At 38.8% G+C, this 16,035-nt stretch carries 8 protein-coding genes and 3 tRNA genes; 6 read left to right on the plus strand and 5 right to left on the minus strand.

The features are described 5' to 3' along the window. Positions 1 to 17 precede the first annotated feature (17 nt). The 3 genes from AB1278_RS18415 to AB1278_RS18425 form a co-directional block, all read right to left on the minus strand. Positions 18 to 872: a glycosyltransferase gene (locus tag AB1278_RS18415; protein ID WP_429816235.1), complete on the minus strand. Its 855-nt coding sequence runs from the start codon at positions 870 to 872 to the stop codon at positions 18 to 20. Between the two features lie 91 nt (positions 873 to 963). Beyond that, the gene (gene aspA / locus AB1278_RS18420) at positions 964 to 2,364 is read right to left on the minus strand and encodes an aspartate ammonia-lyase (RefSeq protein ID WP_429816238.1); all 1,401 of its coding nucleotides are present in this window, start codon (positions 2,362 to 2,364) and stop codon (positions 964 to 966) included. 72 nt (positions 2,365 to 2,436) lie between these two features. After that, entirely contained in the window at positions 2,437 to 3,462 is a 1,026-nt protein-coding gene (locus AB1278_RS18425; protein WP_343644209.1) for an N-acetylmuramoyl-L-alanine amidase, read from the minus strand. 135 nt (positions 3,463 to 3,597) lie between these two features. On the opposite strand from AB1278_RS18425, the gene AB1278_RS18430 reads away from it, so the two are divergent. From AB1278_RS18430 to AB1278_RS18440, 3 genes are all read left to right on the plus strand, one after another. Then, positions 3,598 to 3,682 (plus strand) — tRNA-Ser (locus AB1278_RS18430). Positions 3,683 to 3,696: 14 nt separating this feature from the next. Beyond that, a tRNA-Pro gene (locus tag AB1278_RS18435) sits at positions 3,697 to 3,771 on the plus strand. A 41-nt stretch (positions 3,772 to 3,812) separates the two neighbouring features. Then, positions 3,813 to 3,886, plus strand: a tRNA-Arg gene (locus AB1278_RS18440). A 312-nt stretch (positions 3,887 to 4,198) separates the two neighbouring features. Here the strand turns inward: AB1278_RS18440 and AB1278_RS18445 are convergent. Further along, a complete protein-coding gene (locus tag AB1278_RS18445) occupies positions 4,199 to 5,329 on the minus strand; it encodes a tetratricopeptide repeat protein (protein ID WP_343643616.1) in 1,131 nt (376 codons plus the stop codon). Next, positions 5,329 to 6,969 carry a helix-turn-helix domain-containing protein gene (locus AB1278_RS18450; RefSeq protein ID WP_343643614.1) on the minus strand — a complete coding sequence of 547 codons (1,641 nt, stop codon included), beginning with the start codon at positions 6,967 to 6,969 and terminating at the stop codon, positions 5,329 to 5,331. Before AB1278_RS18450 ends, AB1278_RS18445 begins: the two co-directional genes overlap by 1 nt. A 349-nt stretch (positions 6,970 to 7,318) precedes the next feature. Here AB1278_RS18450 and AB1278_RS18455 point away from each other — a divergent pair, with 349 nt between their 5' ends. From AB1278_RS18455 to AB1278_RS18465, 3 genes are all read left to right on the plus strand, one after another. Continuing rightward, positions 7,319 to 9,610, plus strand: a complete 2,292-nt coding sequence (locus AB1278_RS18455; protein ID WP_429816243.1) for a fibronectin type III domain-containing protein — start codon at positions 7,319 to 7,321, stop codon at positions 9,608 to 9,610. 80 nt (positions 9,611 to 9,690) lie between these two features. Further along, complete coding sequence (locus AB1278_RS18460) at positions 9,691 to 12,846, plus strand: T9SS type B sorting domain-containing protein (RefSeq protein WP_429816246.1); 3,156 nt, start codon at positions 9,691 to 9,693, stop codon at positions 12,844 to 12,846. A 56-nt stretch (positions 12,847 to 12,902) separates the two neighbouring features. Then, positions 12,903 to 15,989: a T9SS type B sorting domain-containing protein gene (locus tag AB1278_RS18465; RefSeq protein ID WP_429816249.1), complete on the plus strand. Its 3,087-nt coding sequence runs from the start codon at positions 12,903 to 12,905 to the stop codon at positions 15,987 to 15,989. The last annotated feature ends 46 nt before the right edge of the window (positions 15,990 to 16,035 follow it).

The raw sequence follows: 16,035 nt of genomic DNA on the forward strand, positions 1-16,035 counted from the left end.
ATAAAATAATTTATCTTTTACATCTTCAGCCATTTCTTTTTCAACATTTTCAGACGCTGATCATTAACGGCTTTTTGTTCTTCTTTTGTAATTTTCAATTCTAATTTTTTTGATCTGCAGCTTTCATAAGACCTGATAATATCGAAGAAAAATGAAGCAGACTTACTTTTCACAGCTTCTTTTGAGGAGGCGATGTATGCCAGAAACCTGTTCAGCCCTAAGAAATAAAAATATTTTCCGTAATAATCCGCAGGGCGTATCGTGTAATCGGCTCCTTTTACTTTAATCAACTTTACATGCAGCTCCGGAAGAACAACTTCTTTCCATCCAAGATTATCCAGTAAAATGGAATCAATATTATCCCAACCCAGTGTTTCCCTTATGCCGCCCATCTGAATAAAACATTCTTTACGGTAGGCCTTCATAGGACCTCTTACATGATGTTTATTGGAATTTCCCTCATATACCCAGTTTCCGTCTTTTTCAATGTACAAAAGGCCTCCTACCAATCCAAATTCCGGATGCGTGGCAAAAGCTGTTTCTACTACTGACAGATAATTTTCCGGAAGAATGATATCGGCATCAAATTTACAGATAATATCAAATTCATCCATAGCCTGGGTCTGAAGTCCGTTTTTGAAAGCGTGAACCACTTTTGATCCCGGCTGATGTTCAGATTTCTGAAGGTTGACCGTTTCAAAACGGGAATCAGCTTCCGTATATTTTCTGATCACCTCAGCTGTTCTGTCTGTAGAACCGTCATTCACTACCACTACTTTAAAATCTTTGCTGCTTTGCTGTTGTAAAGAATCAAGAGTAAATGGAAGGTTGTTTTCTTCGTTATGGGCAGGAATTATGATTAAAAACCTCACGAATTATAGTATAAATGATGAATAATAAATGATCAATGATGAGAAGCTTTTGAGGGCATCAATTACCATTGATCATTTATCGTTGATGAATTTATTTGTTATGCGGTTTCAGCATGTTCTTCGGATCAAGAATTTCGTCCAGCTTTTCCTGAGAGAGAATTCCTTTTTCCAGAACAAGATTGTAAACGCTTTTCCCGGTTTCCAAAGCTTCTTTTGCAATCTGTGTAGACTGTTTATACCCGATGTAAGGATTCAATGCCGTTACAATTCCGATGCTGTGTTTCACCATATTCAGGCAGACTTCCTTATTGGCCGTAATTCCAACCACACACTTGTCGCGAAGTGTATCCAAAGCATTGCAAAGGAAGTTGATATTTTCCATGATGGCATGAGAAAGTACCGGTTCCATTACATTCAATTGTAACTGTCCTGCTTCTGCTGCAAAAGTGACTGTAAGATCGTTTCCGATTACTTTGAAACATACTTGGTTAACCACTTCCGGAATTACAGGATTTACTTTCCCCGGCATAATAGAAGAACCCGGCTGCATTGGCGGAAGATTAATTTCAAAAAGGCCTGCTCTTGGACCTGATGAAAGTAATCTTAAATCGTTACAAATCTTTGACAGTTTCACAGCAAGGCGTTTCATTGCTGATGAGTAGATCACATAAGATCCCGTATCAGGGGTAGCTTCCACAAGGTCTGGTGCTAAAACAATCGGAAATCCTGTTATCTGAGCTAAGTTTTTAGCACAAAGGGCTGCATAGCCTACAGGAGCATTTATTCCTGTTCCGATGGCAGTAGCTCCCATATTTACTTCTACAAAAAGACTGGCATTGTTATTCAGTTTGGAGATGTCCTCTTCCAAAGTGGCTGCATACGCTTCAAATTCCTGTCCTAAAGTCATTGGGACTGCATCCTGAAGTTGTGTACGTCCCATTTTGATTACATCCTGAAATTCCTGTCCTTTTGCACGGAAAGCAGTGATAATTCTTTCTAATTTTTCTACCAGCCCAATGTTCATCTGAAGCAATCCCATTTTGATAGCTGTAGGATAAGCGTCATTGGTAGACTGAGAAAGGTTGATATGATCATTAGGCGAACAGAATTCGTATTCTCCTTTATTTTTCCCTAATTTTTCCAATACGATGTTCGCGATCACTTCATTCGCATTCATGTTGATGGAAGTTCCTGCTCCCCCCTGAATCATATCTACCGGAAACTGCTCATGATATTTCCCTTCTACAATTTCATCACACGCTTCTGCTATTTTAAAATACAGGTTTTCGTCCAGAAGTCCTAATTCATAATTGGTTTTTGCGGCTGCTTTTTTAACAAAAGCCAACCCTTTTATGAAATCCGGATACGAAGACAAAAGCTGTCCTGAGATTTTAAAATTGTTGATAGCTCTTTGCGTCTGAACCCCATAATAAGCATCTAAAGGCACATTCAGTTCGCCTAATAGATCACTTTCTTTTCTGAAATTTTCCATTACAGATATTTTACTGTTTTTGATCGTTTAAAGATAGCAAAAACGCATCTAACCGATGCGTTTTAATTTGAATTATTTTACTGGATATTTTTGATTTAAAGCCTGGAGTATTGCCCATGTTTCAGCATCCATGATTCCGTCATAATTCTGTGGACGGAAGTGGTACTGGAATGCCTCAATTGTTTTCTTGGTAGCATCATCCCATTGTCCGCTAGGATCAATTGCATATCCGAATTTCTGCAATGAAGTCTGAATAAGGAAAATAAAGCTGGACTCATTATATCTTGCTGCCAGGTCGGCTTGTGCAGGTTCAAGATAAGTCTGTTTAGCAGCTTCATCATACCACATTCCAACCTGATATTCGTCATAGAGCTTTTTCCATGGGAACATCGGTCCCGGATCCTGTTTTCTTGTAGGAGCAATATCTGAATGCCCCAATACGTTTGTTGGCTGGATCTGATATCTTGTTACAATATCTTTAACCAGAGCAGCCACTTTTTTCACCTGCTCATCACTAAAAGGGGCAAAAGTTCTTTTACCCGTACTATCTGTAGTATATCCTGTATTTACAATTTCAATACCGATAGAATTATCATTAAGATTTTTGTCATTTCTCCATGCACTTATCCCTGCATGGTATGCTCTTTTATTTTCATCTACCAATTGATAGATCTCGTTATCTCCTGTATTATTTACCAGATAATGGGCACTTACCGACTGTTGGGTAAGAACACTGATTGATTTATCATCTGCAAGAGCGGTATAATGCAATATCAGATAACGCTGTCTGAAATTCTGCCCCACTGCAGGAAAATAAGTTTTTACCACTTTATACCCGCCCGGTTTGGCAGATACAATAGAACCGTAACTTGCCGTATTATCATTTTTTGTTGGATCTGCTATATTGGTCGTAAAAAATTCTACTCCATGATCAGATATAACTTTGGGTTTTGGAGCAACCGGAGGTTTTGTCTGAATCGTTGGTTTCGCCTGTGTTATTGGGGTTTTCGGTTTGTAAGTATTTTTTTTCACATTTTGCTGAGAAGTACATGAAAAAACAAATGTGCTTAATCCGATGATATATAATGTTTTACGCATCAGTTTGGTTTTTGGATGATTTATTAGTTCAAAAATACACAAAATTTTCTTGAATTTTATTTGGTAAATAAAGAAATCTGTTCTATATTTGCACTCGCAATAACGGAACAACGATCATTAAAAAATAAACAAAAAGGAGGGTTGCCGGAGTGGTTAACGGAGCAGTTTGCTAAACTGTCGACGCGAAAGTGTCGCAAGGGTTCGAATCCCTTACCCTCCGCTCTTCTATATATTCGGGGCGTAGCGTAGTCCGGTCATCGCGCCTGGTTTGGGACCAGGAGGTCGCAGGTTCGAATCCTGCCGCCCCGACTTTTTAATGTGCTTATTACTAAGCGGGAATCAACTTCTAAGGGTGCGTAGCTCAGCTGGATAGAGCATCTGCCTTCTAAGCAGACGGTCAAAGGTTCGAATCCTTTCGCGCTCACAAAAAACCTCACAATTTTTATTGTGAGGTTTTTTGTTTTTATTACCTTCATACAAATTGATATCCACGATTTATTTTCATCGAAAATCTTGAACTTTTTGTTTATATTAGTTCTATGAGCTATTGTTATATACTTCATTCTAAATCTTTGGATAAATTCTATATTGGACATTCCTCAGAGCCTTTACAGGAAAGGTGAAAAAGATTCAAAGGATTTACCACCACATAAATAACCATAGTATTTTTAGAAGATTGAAAAAATTCAATAAGAACAAGCTTAACCAAAAATTATAAAAGCCGGATAATCTCTGTTTAATCCCTGATAAGCTGTTTAATTTCATCCTGATATTTCCTATTCTGCTTTCTGATTTTCATAACAAAATAGGAAAAGATACTTAGTATAAAAAATCCAATAATCATCATCCCAGCCATAAAATAATCATATCGGGAGGCTAGCTTTTCACTTTTTTTCAGAGTCTCCATATTATGAACATCAATAGCGTGATTGATAGAGCTTAATTCACTCTGCTCTCTTTTGAATTTTGTTTCAAAATATTTCTTGCTGTACACCTGATAAAGGTCCGGGTTTCCCATTGCCAGATAATTATCCGCCATTTCCATATAAATTCCTTCATTAAGAGTCAGGTCTCCCGCTTCCCTACCCAGTTCTTCAGCTTTTATCAGCAGTGTAAGAGCTTCCTGATTCTGATGTTTTTGTTTATTCATCTCCGCAAGGCCCTTTAAAGCAAATGCCTCCAGGCTTTTTGCTTTGATTAACCTTGCCAGATTCATAGATTTCATAAAAGCTGTTCCGGCATTGTCGGGCTGGTTCAGATTGAGATAACAGTTCCCTATATTGTAATAAATGATACTTTGGTTAAAATATGTTTTCTCCTGCTCTTTTACTTTTTCGAAATTTCTGATGGCAATTAAAAATTCCTGAAGAGCTATTTCCGGATTCGACTGACTTTTATAAATCATTCCTCTTAATGCATAACTTCTCGCCGTTTCAAAATGTCTCAGATAAGAATCTTCCGGAAGTTTTGTGAGATATTCATCAGCTTCATCCAGTGTTTCAAGACTTTTGCTGAAGAGTTCCATCTGCTGATACTGCACAGCAGCCGCAATCAAAAAACTGGTGTGAATTTTAGGATCATTCGTTTTCTGAAGCAATTCTCTTGCTTTTAGAATATATTGCAGAGATTCATCAAAGTTTCTTTTGGCAATTCCCGCTGTGGACAAAATCAGATAAATTTTAATGGATTTCTCAAGCCCATTTTCCTTTTGAAGCAGCTTTTTCCCAATATTAATGGCATAATCAGGATTGTTATAAATCTCACGGTTGGCAAGCTTCATCAGGGAATCATCAGAAATTTTCTGTCCTGAAAGAGCTGTCTGGAAAAGCAAAACACTTAGCAAAATGATATGGATAAAGAATTTCATCAGCTTTTATTTTTTATAATTTCCTGAATGTAGGTATTGGGAGACATTCCCGTGATCGATTTAAACACATTTGTAAATGCTCCGTGCGATGAAAACCCTGCGTATTCCGCCAGATAGCTTACTTTATAATTCAGATAGGCAGGATCTGTTTTCAGAAGACGGGCAATGTGATCAATTCTAAGCTCATTAATATAACCGTTAAAATTTTTTCCTTTGTTATTATTGATCACTTCCGACAAATATTTGGTATTTATCCCTGTCTGAGCAGATAAGATCGCCAGCGACATGTTCTTGTTCAGGTAACTGTCAGATTTTTCCCAGTCTTTGAGCTTCTGCAGAATTTCTTCTTCTTTTTCTTTTGAAATTTTAGAGAGATCTTTTTCCTGGGCTTTATTTTCTTTTAAAATTTCGATTGGTCTTTCAGCTACTCCTCCTGTTATTTCTTCTTTGAATTTCAGTTTTTCAAAAAAAACAAGCTGCTTCTTAAGATCTTTGGCTCTTGCGGATTCAATCAGAAAATAAGCAGTCATTATCAGGATAAGAACTAAAATAATACTTCCTGCTATCCGAAGCTGGTTTATCTTATTTTGTTTCTGAAATTCAAGATTTTTATTATGGTACGTTTCAAGCAGCTTTACAACATACTGAATCCCTTCTTTTTTGTTGGAATCCAGCTTTGCTTTCAGATCTGTATATAATTTATTGTAGTAGTAATATTTTTCATCATTATTAAGAGCCAGATAGTTGCGGGCAAACAATTCGTAAAAAATAATTTTCAGATCGTTATAAGGAAGATTTTCGATTTCAGAGAATCCTTTTTCCAACTTTTGGATGGCTGTATTATAGTCTCCTTTCATAAAATAGTATCGGGAAAGACTTTCATAAGCAAACGCACAGATAAAGGCATTATTTCCATGCTTTTCAATATCCGCAATGACACTATCAAACAATTTTTTTGATTCTTCCAGTTTGTTCTGACGTAAGAGAAAAGTAGACCTGAAAATACTATTTTCCCATCTGATAATTCTGTTTTCTCCATTTGTACCAGTGAGATAAGAATCACTCTTATCCATATTCAGTACAGCAGACTCATAGTCTCTTACCATCCCTGCATTGATAGCCTGAAGCTGAAATAACTTGGCGAGAACCATACGTTCTTTTGGATTCTGGCTTTTTAACAGATCCGGATCTTTTAAAATACCTGCAATGATTTTTTTTGACTGCCCATACAATCCTAAATTCTGATACTGATCTGCCAGATTATAATCATCAAACAATTGGATGAATTGTGAAAGATTCCCTCTTTTATCATCTTCTTCCTTCTGATTGGAAATACTTACTGATTGCACATAGTTTCCCTGTAAGGCATAAGCCTGGGAAATAATATTCCGGAGAATGACTTTATGTTCTATATTTTTATCACTGATCAGAAGACTTTGTGAATAGCTGATACACTCTTCAGGATTCTGATATAATTTCTGAAATGCTTTATCGGTTAAAATACTGAAATCCGGAGCCAGCTGCCCATTTATAAAAACCGGGCACCACAAAATGAAAAACAATATTACCATATTACTTTTCAGCATTTTTCTTACCATGAGGATCATTTTCCCACTGTTCTTAACTGATATTTCTATCATTACTCCTTTTAAACCACAAAACCACATTTGCCTGATTTACAATATTTTAATTTTAAAATTCTTGTAAATTCAGTGAATTATGCAAGCACATTCCTTGATGAGGGGCAAATATAACGCTAATATTGTTCAAACCTTTAAGTCGATTCAAAATATTAGACTTATTCTCAAATTTCAATGTAACCATCACACCTATTAGCCATTATTATTAAAAGAAATTAAAGAGAATATCACTATCATCTAATATATGATTTTTAAGACATCAATCAATCATCTGTATTCATTGATATAGAAAAGAAATAAAACGCAGACAATAAAGGCGGTATCTAATCTTAAAAAAAATAAAAATAAAATGAGAAAACACTACTTATTATGGATGATTTTCTTCCTCTCAGTTTATCAACTGAATGCACAGACTTACTGTGTTCCTACTGCCGGAGCTTCAGGCCAGAACAATTACTTAAAAAATGCTGTTTTTTCTGATCAGGGAGGTTTATATTATACAGCCACCGCATATCAGGCTTATGCAGATAATTCTTCCAGTCAGATCGTAACTTCCTATCCTGGAGGAACAGTGAACGTTCATCTGGATTTTGCCGGATCAGGAGTAAAATCCTATATCTGGATCGACTGGAATAATGACGGGGATTTTGATGATTTTTATGAGAATCCACTAGGCCCATCAAGTTATTCGGTTGTTGATGATCAGTTTTTTATTCCGCCTTCTCAGGCATCGGGAATATATAGAATCAGGGTACAGAGCGGAACTTCATTTCCCAATCCGGTAAATCCGTGCGGACCTAACAATTATGGTAATTTTGTAGATTTCAGTTTGAAGATAGATGCTTCTCCGGCCTGTTTTGTTCCAACAACTCTTACTTCTTCCGGTATTACCAACAATTCTGCAATTATTTCCTGGACTGCCCCAACTACAGCACCAGGAAGCTATGAATATTATTATACTTCTTCCACTACTATTCCGGATGCCTCTACTCCGATATCGGGAACCAGTAATACAGTCTCAGCACCAATCAGCGGACTTTTGCCTTTTACGACTTACTATTTTTATGTGAGATCAGTTTGCGGTACATCTAAAAGTGCATGGTCTTTAAGGGGGATATTTAAAACCAAGTGCGATGCTAAAACTTCAATGTTTGAAGATTTCGAAAATGCTGCAAGCGGGCCTAATAACGCTGACTGCTGGGATAGAATTATTTTGGGAACAGGATATCAGACTATTGCTTCCGGTAGTGGTGTGAATAACAGTAAAGCGATGTATCAAAGCGCTAATGGTGCAGCCAACACAACCATCGCCGTACTTCCAATGTTCAGTAATGTAAACGCTGGAACCCATTGGTTGAGATTTAAAGCCAAAGTAAGCAGTACAGCCGGAGTATTAGATATTGGCTATGTTACCAGTGATACTGATGCTTCTTCTTTTGTGAATATTCAATCTGTGAATATCAGCAATACGGTTTATGACGGTTATGAATACAGTGTTGTAGTGCCCAATACCGTTCCTGCCAATGCAAGACTTGCCATAAGACACGGAGGAGTTCCTTCTGTGAGTATTTACTGGGATAATGTATACTGGGAGCCTAAACCAACGTGTTTCACTCCGACAAATATTGTATTATCCAATGCAACCAGTGCAACAGCGAATATTACATGGACAGCACCATCTCCTGCACCAGCAATGGGATATGATATCTACTACAGTACAAACAACATTGCTCCAACCTCATCTACTGCGCCTAGTATAACAGGGGTAACAGCAAATCCTTATACTATCCAGGGATTAAACTCTGCAACAACATATTATGTCTGGGTGAGATCAAGATGCAGCACCTCCGATCAGAGTGCATGGAGTAATATTGCTTCTATCCTGACTCTCTGCGCAACTGTGGCTGGTTTATCCGAGAATTTTGACTCCTATGCTACAGGACTGTTAACCAATGCTCCATGCTGGGGAAGAATTGTAACAGGAATTGCTGGCGTAAACATTAATGGAAACGGAGCTTTTTCCGGAACGAGACATATATTACAGCGCAGTATTTCTGCAGGAGATATATCAATTGCCATATTACCCGTGTTCACCAACATCAATGCCGGAACCCATTCTTTAAAATTCAATGCTTATTGCAGTGTTAATACGGGAAAATTAGAAGTCGGATATATGACCAATCCTGCGGATGCTGCCAGTTTCACTCTGATCCAGCAGCTGGATATCACAAATACATCCTATACTCCAGCTACAGGAAGCAGTGACTACACTGTTACGATTCCCAATACCGTTCCTGCAGGAGCAAGGCTGGCCATCCGCAATACATATGCTCTTTCAGGGAATGCACAATATTACTGGGATAATATTTCATGGGCTCCTACCCAGACTATGAATGTACATGAGAATACAACCCAAACAAAAACCGGCATCTATCCTAATCCTTTTACTGATGTGATTACGTTTACTGAAAGCAAAAATCTAAAATCAGTCAGAATCTACAGTACTTCCGGGCAATTTATCACTGAGATCAGAAATTTTGAAAATATCATTTCATTAAAGGATCTGGCATCAGGAGTATATGTAGCAAGAATGGAAATGAAAGACGGTACTTCTCATACCGTAAAAGTTATAAAGAAATAAATGTTGTCTCTGCCATTAAAAGCGGCTGAAATTGATCTGTCGCTTTTATGGCAGTTTTTTATCCCCCATAAACTTATTCAATGAAAGGCTTTTACTTTGTTTATACTCCGGATTTTACTATAATAAAGCAATGGTTCATACTGATCAGAAGGCTGTTGCTTACGGTATCTCTTTTTCTGTCTGCCACCAATACTCTTTTTTCCCAAAGAGATACTGAACATTGGTTTGCCCCTATGATGTCCAGACTTAATGATTCCAATAAGCAGGCTTTATTTTTATCTACAGATTCCATGACTCCTTTTCCTGTTACAATCTATAACAATAATACCGTCATAGGAACTGTAACTATCAGTAAAGGTAATCCTCAATCTTTTGACATTCCTGTGGATCATATGATTACAGGATTACAATCGGAGGCTTTTAAAGTAACCGGACGAGGTCTTTATCTCAAAGGAGACAAACCTTTTTTCTGTACTTTCAGGTTTTCCACAAAAAATCATGGAGAAATCCTTACGTCCAAAGGAAAAGCTGGTATTGGAAACAAATTTTATGTTGCTTATGGGCCTATTGCTACAGCTTCTTCCAATAACAATTTCACCTGTGGAGTACTTGCTACTGAAGACAATACAATGGTAACAGTATCTAATTATGGAGCTTCCGTTCAATTCTCCAATGGGACTACTGGTACCAACACGCCTTCAATGACTTTTACCTTACAAAAAGGGCAGTCGTATATTATAGAAGGAACAGGAAACCAGGCAGGAAACCAAAGCGGTTTTATTGGAGCTAAAATTGAGTCTAATAAACCCATAAGTGTCACAAACGGAAACTTCAATGGCCAGATTACTAATTCTAACAATGGCGGTGATATTTTAATGGATCAATCAATTCCTGTTGAACGCTTGGGAGATGAGTTTGTTCTCGTTAAAGGAATGGCTCCGATTGCCTCCAATGTAGAAGGAGCTATCGTAACGGCAACAGAAAATAATACACAGGTCTATCTTAATGATGATGTAAATCCTATAGCCACCCTTGATGAGGGGCAATTCTACCACATCAACTCTTCTTCTTATAGTAATCAGAACAGCAGCGGACATTACAATATGCGGATCCGGACAACTAAAAGAGTTTATGTTTACCAGCTTATGGCCGGAACTTCAACTTCATTTGTTGAGATTACTATTGGAGCCAATTATATACCCCCTCTCAGCTGTTTTCTTCCTAAGAAAATTGATGAAATAGGGATGATCAATATATTACCTTACTACACAACTATTACGCCTGCCGTTAAGCTTAATATTATAACCGGGTCCGGGGCAACGGTAACAGTTAACGGAACACCATTAACCTCTGCACAGGGTCCGTTTCCAGTCACCGGAAATGCAAATTGGGTATCTTATTCTGTCTCTAATATTACAGGTAATGTTACCGTTCAGTCTACCCAAGCAGTTACAGCAGGAATTGCTGCCGGTGAAGGAAATGTAGGCTACGGTGGTTATTTTGCCGGATTTTCTTCTATCCCTGTTATTGCAAGGAAAAACGGAACCTGTATTCCTGGTATGACCCTGGAGGTAGATGACAGTTATTCTTCCTATCAGTGGAATTTTAATGGAGCAGCTATTCCGGGAGCAAACAGCAATACTTACACTCCTACCCAGCCGGGAAATTATACAGTGACTGTATCAGTGGGAGGAAGCTGTCCGCCTGCGACAACTCCTGTTTATAAAGCATTTTCCTGTCTGGTACAGACAACAAAAGCGCTGACAGTATGCTCGACAGGCACCCCTTTGACTATAACCCCAGCTTTTACTAATTCTTCCCAAACTCCGGTTCCGGGTACTGTACAGATCATCACTCCGCCAGCCAATGGTACACTCCATGTAAACCCTACAACAGGACTGCTTACTTATACAGCTAATACAGGGGCTGCAGCCGATACATTCACTTATAAATTCTGTGGTAACGTTCCCGAATTTACCGATTGTGAAGAAGTAAAGGTAAACATTACCGTACAATCAGTGAATGTTGTCAATACTACAATCAAGGCCTGCAATAATAACGGAACAGGAATTTTTGATCTCACTTCTGCCAATGTGGGAGGACCATCGGGAAGTAGTAAGAAATATTATCCCACCGCCGCAGATCTGGCTGCCGGTACTAATGAAATTATTCCAGCCAATGCTTATGTATCATCTGTTCCTAAAGACATTTATGTAAAAGTAACAACGCTTGAAGGGTGTTCTGCCCAGGCAAAGATCAGTCTCCTGTTTAGTCCTTCCCCGCAGGTTCGGAATATATCTTTAACGTCATGTTATATTGCTTCCGCTCCGGATAAAGGAAGCTTTGATCTCACCCAGGCATCTGTTACCAGCGAAACAGGTATTACAAAAGAATATTATAAAACACTCCAGGATGCTGGAGCAGGTATCAATGCTATCCTGAATCCCAGTGTTTACATTTCCTCCGGCGGAACGGTATACATTAAAGTAATTAATGCTACAGGTTGTTATACTATTGCAACAGTAACTCTTACCGTTACCCTGCCTCATCCTTCTCCTCTGCTTAAAGATCAGTTTATCTGTTTTAATTCTACAACTACACTGGATGCAGGAACGGGATATCAGTCATATGAATGGAGCACAGGCGCTACTACCTCATCAATCTCCAATGCAGGAGTGGGAAATTACTGGGTGATCCTGGAACATGATCATTGCTTTACCAAACAGAATATTACGATAAAGGCCGCTCCCAAACCTGTTATCAAAAATATTGATATTGAAAACAATAAAGCTACTCTTACCGTAACCGGCGGACAGCCTCCTTATCTATACTCTCTTGATGGTGTCAGCTGGCAAAGCTCTAATATTTTCATTAACCTCCCGAACGGACAGAACAAATTTTATGTAAAAGATTCTTATAACTGTGACCCTTTAAAAGTAGAATTAACAGTTATTAATCTGATCAGCGCTATTACGCCTAATGGTGATAATATTAATGATACAATTTCGTATGCAGATTTTGCTTATAAAAAAGACCTGTCTTTTATGGTGTACGACAGATACGGAAACAATGTTTTTACCGGGACACGCTTTAACAATTACACATGGGACGGTATGTTCAGTAATAAAAAACTGTTTACCGGAACTTACTGGTACGTCATCACCTGGAAAGAACCAGCTCTGCAGGATACCAGCATTAAATACACCGGATGGATCTTGTTGAAAAATAAAGATTAATTCATAGGCTTACAGCCACCGTCAAGTTCAATTTAATTTAATCTTCCCTACAATTTATGAAAAGGATCATATTTATTTTTATACTGCTATTCTTATCTTCAATTGCTTATGCACAGCGGGATACAGACCACTGGTTTGCTCCCATGGTTGTAAGTTCTTCCAACGGGTCGCCGAAACAGACACTTTATCTTTCCACAGATAATATAACTCCTTTTCCCGTTACCATTTACAATAATAACACCGTTATTGGAACGGTTACTATCAGCAAAGGAAATCCACAGACCTTTGATATACCCTGGAATCTGATGACAGGCCAGAATACAACGGATGCCATGAGTGTAAAAACAAGAGGCCTCTATCTTCACGGTGATTTACCTTTCTTTGCTACCTACAGATTTTCGGAAATCAATCACGGGGAAATCTTAACATCAAAGGGAAAAGCTGGAATCGGAACGAAGTTTTATGCAGTGTATTCACCATTGATGAACAATCAGATCAGTCAGAACTTCACTTGTGGTATTCTGGCAACAGAGGACAATACCCAGGTTAAAGTTTCCGGATATGCCATGACTACCTGGTTTTATAATAATTTCAACGGGCTTACCCATCCCAGTATTACAATTACTCTGAATAAAGGACAGTCTTATATTTTTGCAGGCTATGCCAATAAACCCGGAAATAAAGATGGTTTTATCGGAGCTAAAATAGAATCTACGAAACCGATATCAGTAACCAACGGAAATTACCACGGTCAGTTTGGGCTGGCTCCTCCTTATAACGGTGAAGACATTGTGATGGATCAGTCTGTTCCTGTAGAACGCCTTGGTCAGGAGTTTGTTCTTATTAAAGGAATGGGCAACCTTCTTCCAGAAATCGAAGGCGCCATCATTGTTGCTACTGAAAATAATACGGAAATCAGACTGAACAACAACCCTACTCCGGTTGCTACTCTGAACGAAGGACAATATTACCGTGTCAGTGCAATGAATTATATCGTTAACGGGCCATCCCATCTCAATATGTATATCAAAGCATCAAAAAATGTGTATGTTTATCAGCTCCTTTCAGGCATTGCAGATAATGATGCCACAGAAGGTTTTAATTACATTCCTCCTTTGAACTGTTTTCTTCCCACTGTTATTGATGAAATTGGAAAAATTGGAGAAATGCCCTACTATACGACATTCAACCCGCCACTTTCTGTAAAGCTCAATATCCTGACGCAGGCAGGTGCCGGAGTGGCTGTAAACGGGGTAACACCTGCAGCGGCACAGGGACCTTTTCCGGTAACCGGAACTTCAGACTGGGTTTCTTACTCTATTCCAAACATATCCGGAAATATTACGGTAACTTCCACCAAAGCGGTTACAGCCGGCATTATTGGAGGCAGCGGAAATCTGGGGTATGGAGGATATTTTGCAGGATTCAATTCTATTCCGGTGATTAGCAAATCTTCCGGAGAATGTGTTCCGGGAATTGTATTAGAAGTAGAAAGCGGCTTTGATCATTATCAGTGGAACCTCAACGGAACACCTATTCCGGGAGCCAACAGCAATACCTACACTCCTGCACAAGCAGGAAACTATACCGTATCGATTACGAAAAACACCTGTGCACCTCTTACAACCTATCCTTACAAAGTATTTACCTGCCTTGTTCATACAGTAAAACCGATGAATGTCTGCAGTGCCGGTACTCCTGCTACCATCACTCCTGCCTTCTCAAATTCTACACAGATTCCGGTACCGGGTACTGTACAGATCATAACCCCTCCTGCAAACGGAACTTTAACCGTAAATCCTGCAACGGGAGTCCTTACTTACACGGCCAATACAGGCACTACCACTGATACTTTTACTTATAAGTTCTGTGGAAATGATCCCGATTTTACAGATTGTGAACAGGTAAAAGTCAATGTAACCGTTCAGCCTTTGATTTTAACAGATACTACGGTAAAGAGCTGTGAGAGTAACGGAACAGGTATTTTCGATCTCACGACTGCTGCTGTGGGAGGACCGGCTAATGCTGTCAGGAAATATTATCCTACAGTGGCCGATTTAAATGCCGGTACCAATGAAATTATTCCAGCCAATGCTTATTCATCAGCTGTCCCTGCTACGGTTTTTGTAAAAGTGACAACGGTAGAAGGCTGTACAGCTACTGCAAAAATCACACTTCAGTTTTATCCCAAACCAAATGTGCAGAATGCTGCACTCTCGGGTTGTTTTATTCCGGCCAGTCCTAATACAGGAATATTTAACCTGGCAACAGCACTTGTCACTACGACCAATCCTGTGACAAAAAAGTATTATCCGACATTGAATGATGCAATCAACGGGACCAATGAAATAACAACTCCGAATGCTTATACTTCTCCCAATACCATAGTATTTGTAAAAGTAATCAATGCTAACGGCTGTTTTGATTTTGCTCAGGTCACTTTAACAGTAACACCACCTAAACCTTCACCGCTTTTGACAGACCAGTACATATGCCCGGACGCCCGGGTTACATTAGATGCAGGGCCAGGCTATACCTCTTACTTATGGAGCACAGGAGCAACGACTCCCTATATCACAGCTTCCATAGGTAATTATTGGGTGATCCTGACTTCCAACGGATGTGAAACAAAGCAATTTGTAAAGGTGATGTCTGTTCCTGTTCCAAAAATCAAAAAAGTGGAAACTACAGGAAATACGGTTACACTTACTGTAGAAGGCGGTACACCTCCTTACCAATATTCAAGGGATGGAATGATATGGCAGGATTCTAATGTTTTTACAGGCCTTCCAAGAGGTAAAAATATTTTTTATGTGAAAGACTCCAGCAACTGCCACCCTGTAGAAGTACAGATTCTGGTTCCAAATCTTATCAATGCCATTACTCCCAACAGTGATGGTATCAATGACACACTGGATTATACGGAGCTTGCATTTCTGAGAGATTTAAAGTTTGGTATATTCAACCGGTACGGACAGCTTATCCATTCTTCGGATAAAAACAATAATTTCAAATGGGATGGCACTATCGGAGGTACTCCGGTAAACAGCGGCACCTATTGGTATGAAATAAAGTGGACGGATCCGGATACCCAGAAAATGGTTTCCTACACCGGATGGATTCTGGTAAAAAACAGGAATTAGATCAAATACAATTATCCAATCAGGATTGTAATACTTTTTGTTTAAA

Source organism: Chryseobacterium sp. NRRL B-14798, assembly GCF_050470705.1.
GTDB classification, from domain to species: domain Bacteria; phylum Bacteroidota; class Bacteroidia; order Flavobacteriales; family Weeksellaceae; genus Chryseobacterium; species Chryseobacterium cupriresistens.

Excerpts from the sequence above, each read along its gene's own strand:
- aspA (WP_429816238.1), bottom strand. The coding sequence starts at position 2,364 with ATGGAAAATTTCAGAAAAGAAAGTGATCTATTAGGCGAACTGAATGTG.
- AB1278_RS18425 (WP_343644209.1), bottom strand. The coding sequence starts at position 3,462 with ATGCGTAAAACATTATATATCATCGGATTAAGCACATTTGTTTTTTCA.
- AB1278_RS18445 (WP_343643616.1), bottom strand. The coding sequence starts at position 5,329 with ATGAAATTCTTTATCCATATCATTTTGCTAAGTGTTTTGCTTTTCCAG.
- AB1278_RS18450 (WP_343643614.1), bottom strand. The coding sequence starts at position 6,969 with ATGATAGAAATATCAGTTAAGAACAGTGGGAAAATGATCCTCATGGTA.
- AB1278_RS18455 (WP_429816243.1), top strand. The coding sequence starts at position 7,319 with ATGAGAAAACACTACTTATTATGGATGATTTTCTTCCTCTCAGTTTAT.
- AB1278_RS18460 (WP_429816246.1), top strand. The coding sequence starts at position 9,691 with ATGAAAGGCTTTTACTTTGTTTATACTCCGGATTTTACTATAATAAAG.
- AB1278_RS18465 (WP_429816249.1), top strand. The coding sequence starts at position 12,903 with ATGAAAAGGATCATATTTATTTTTATACTGCTATTCTTATCTTCAATT.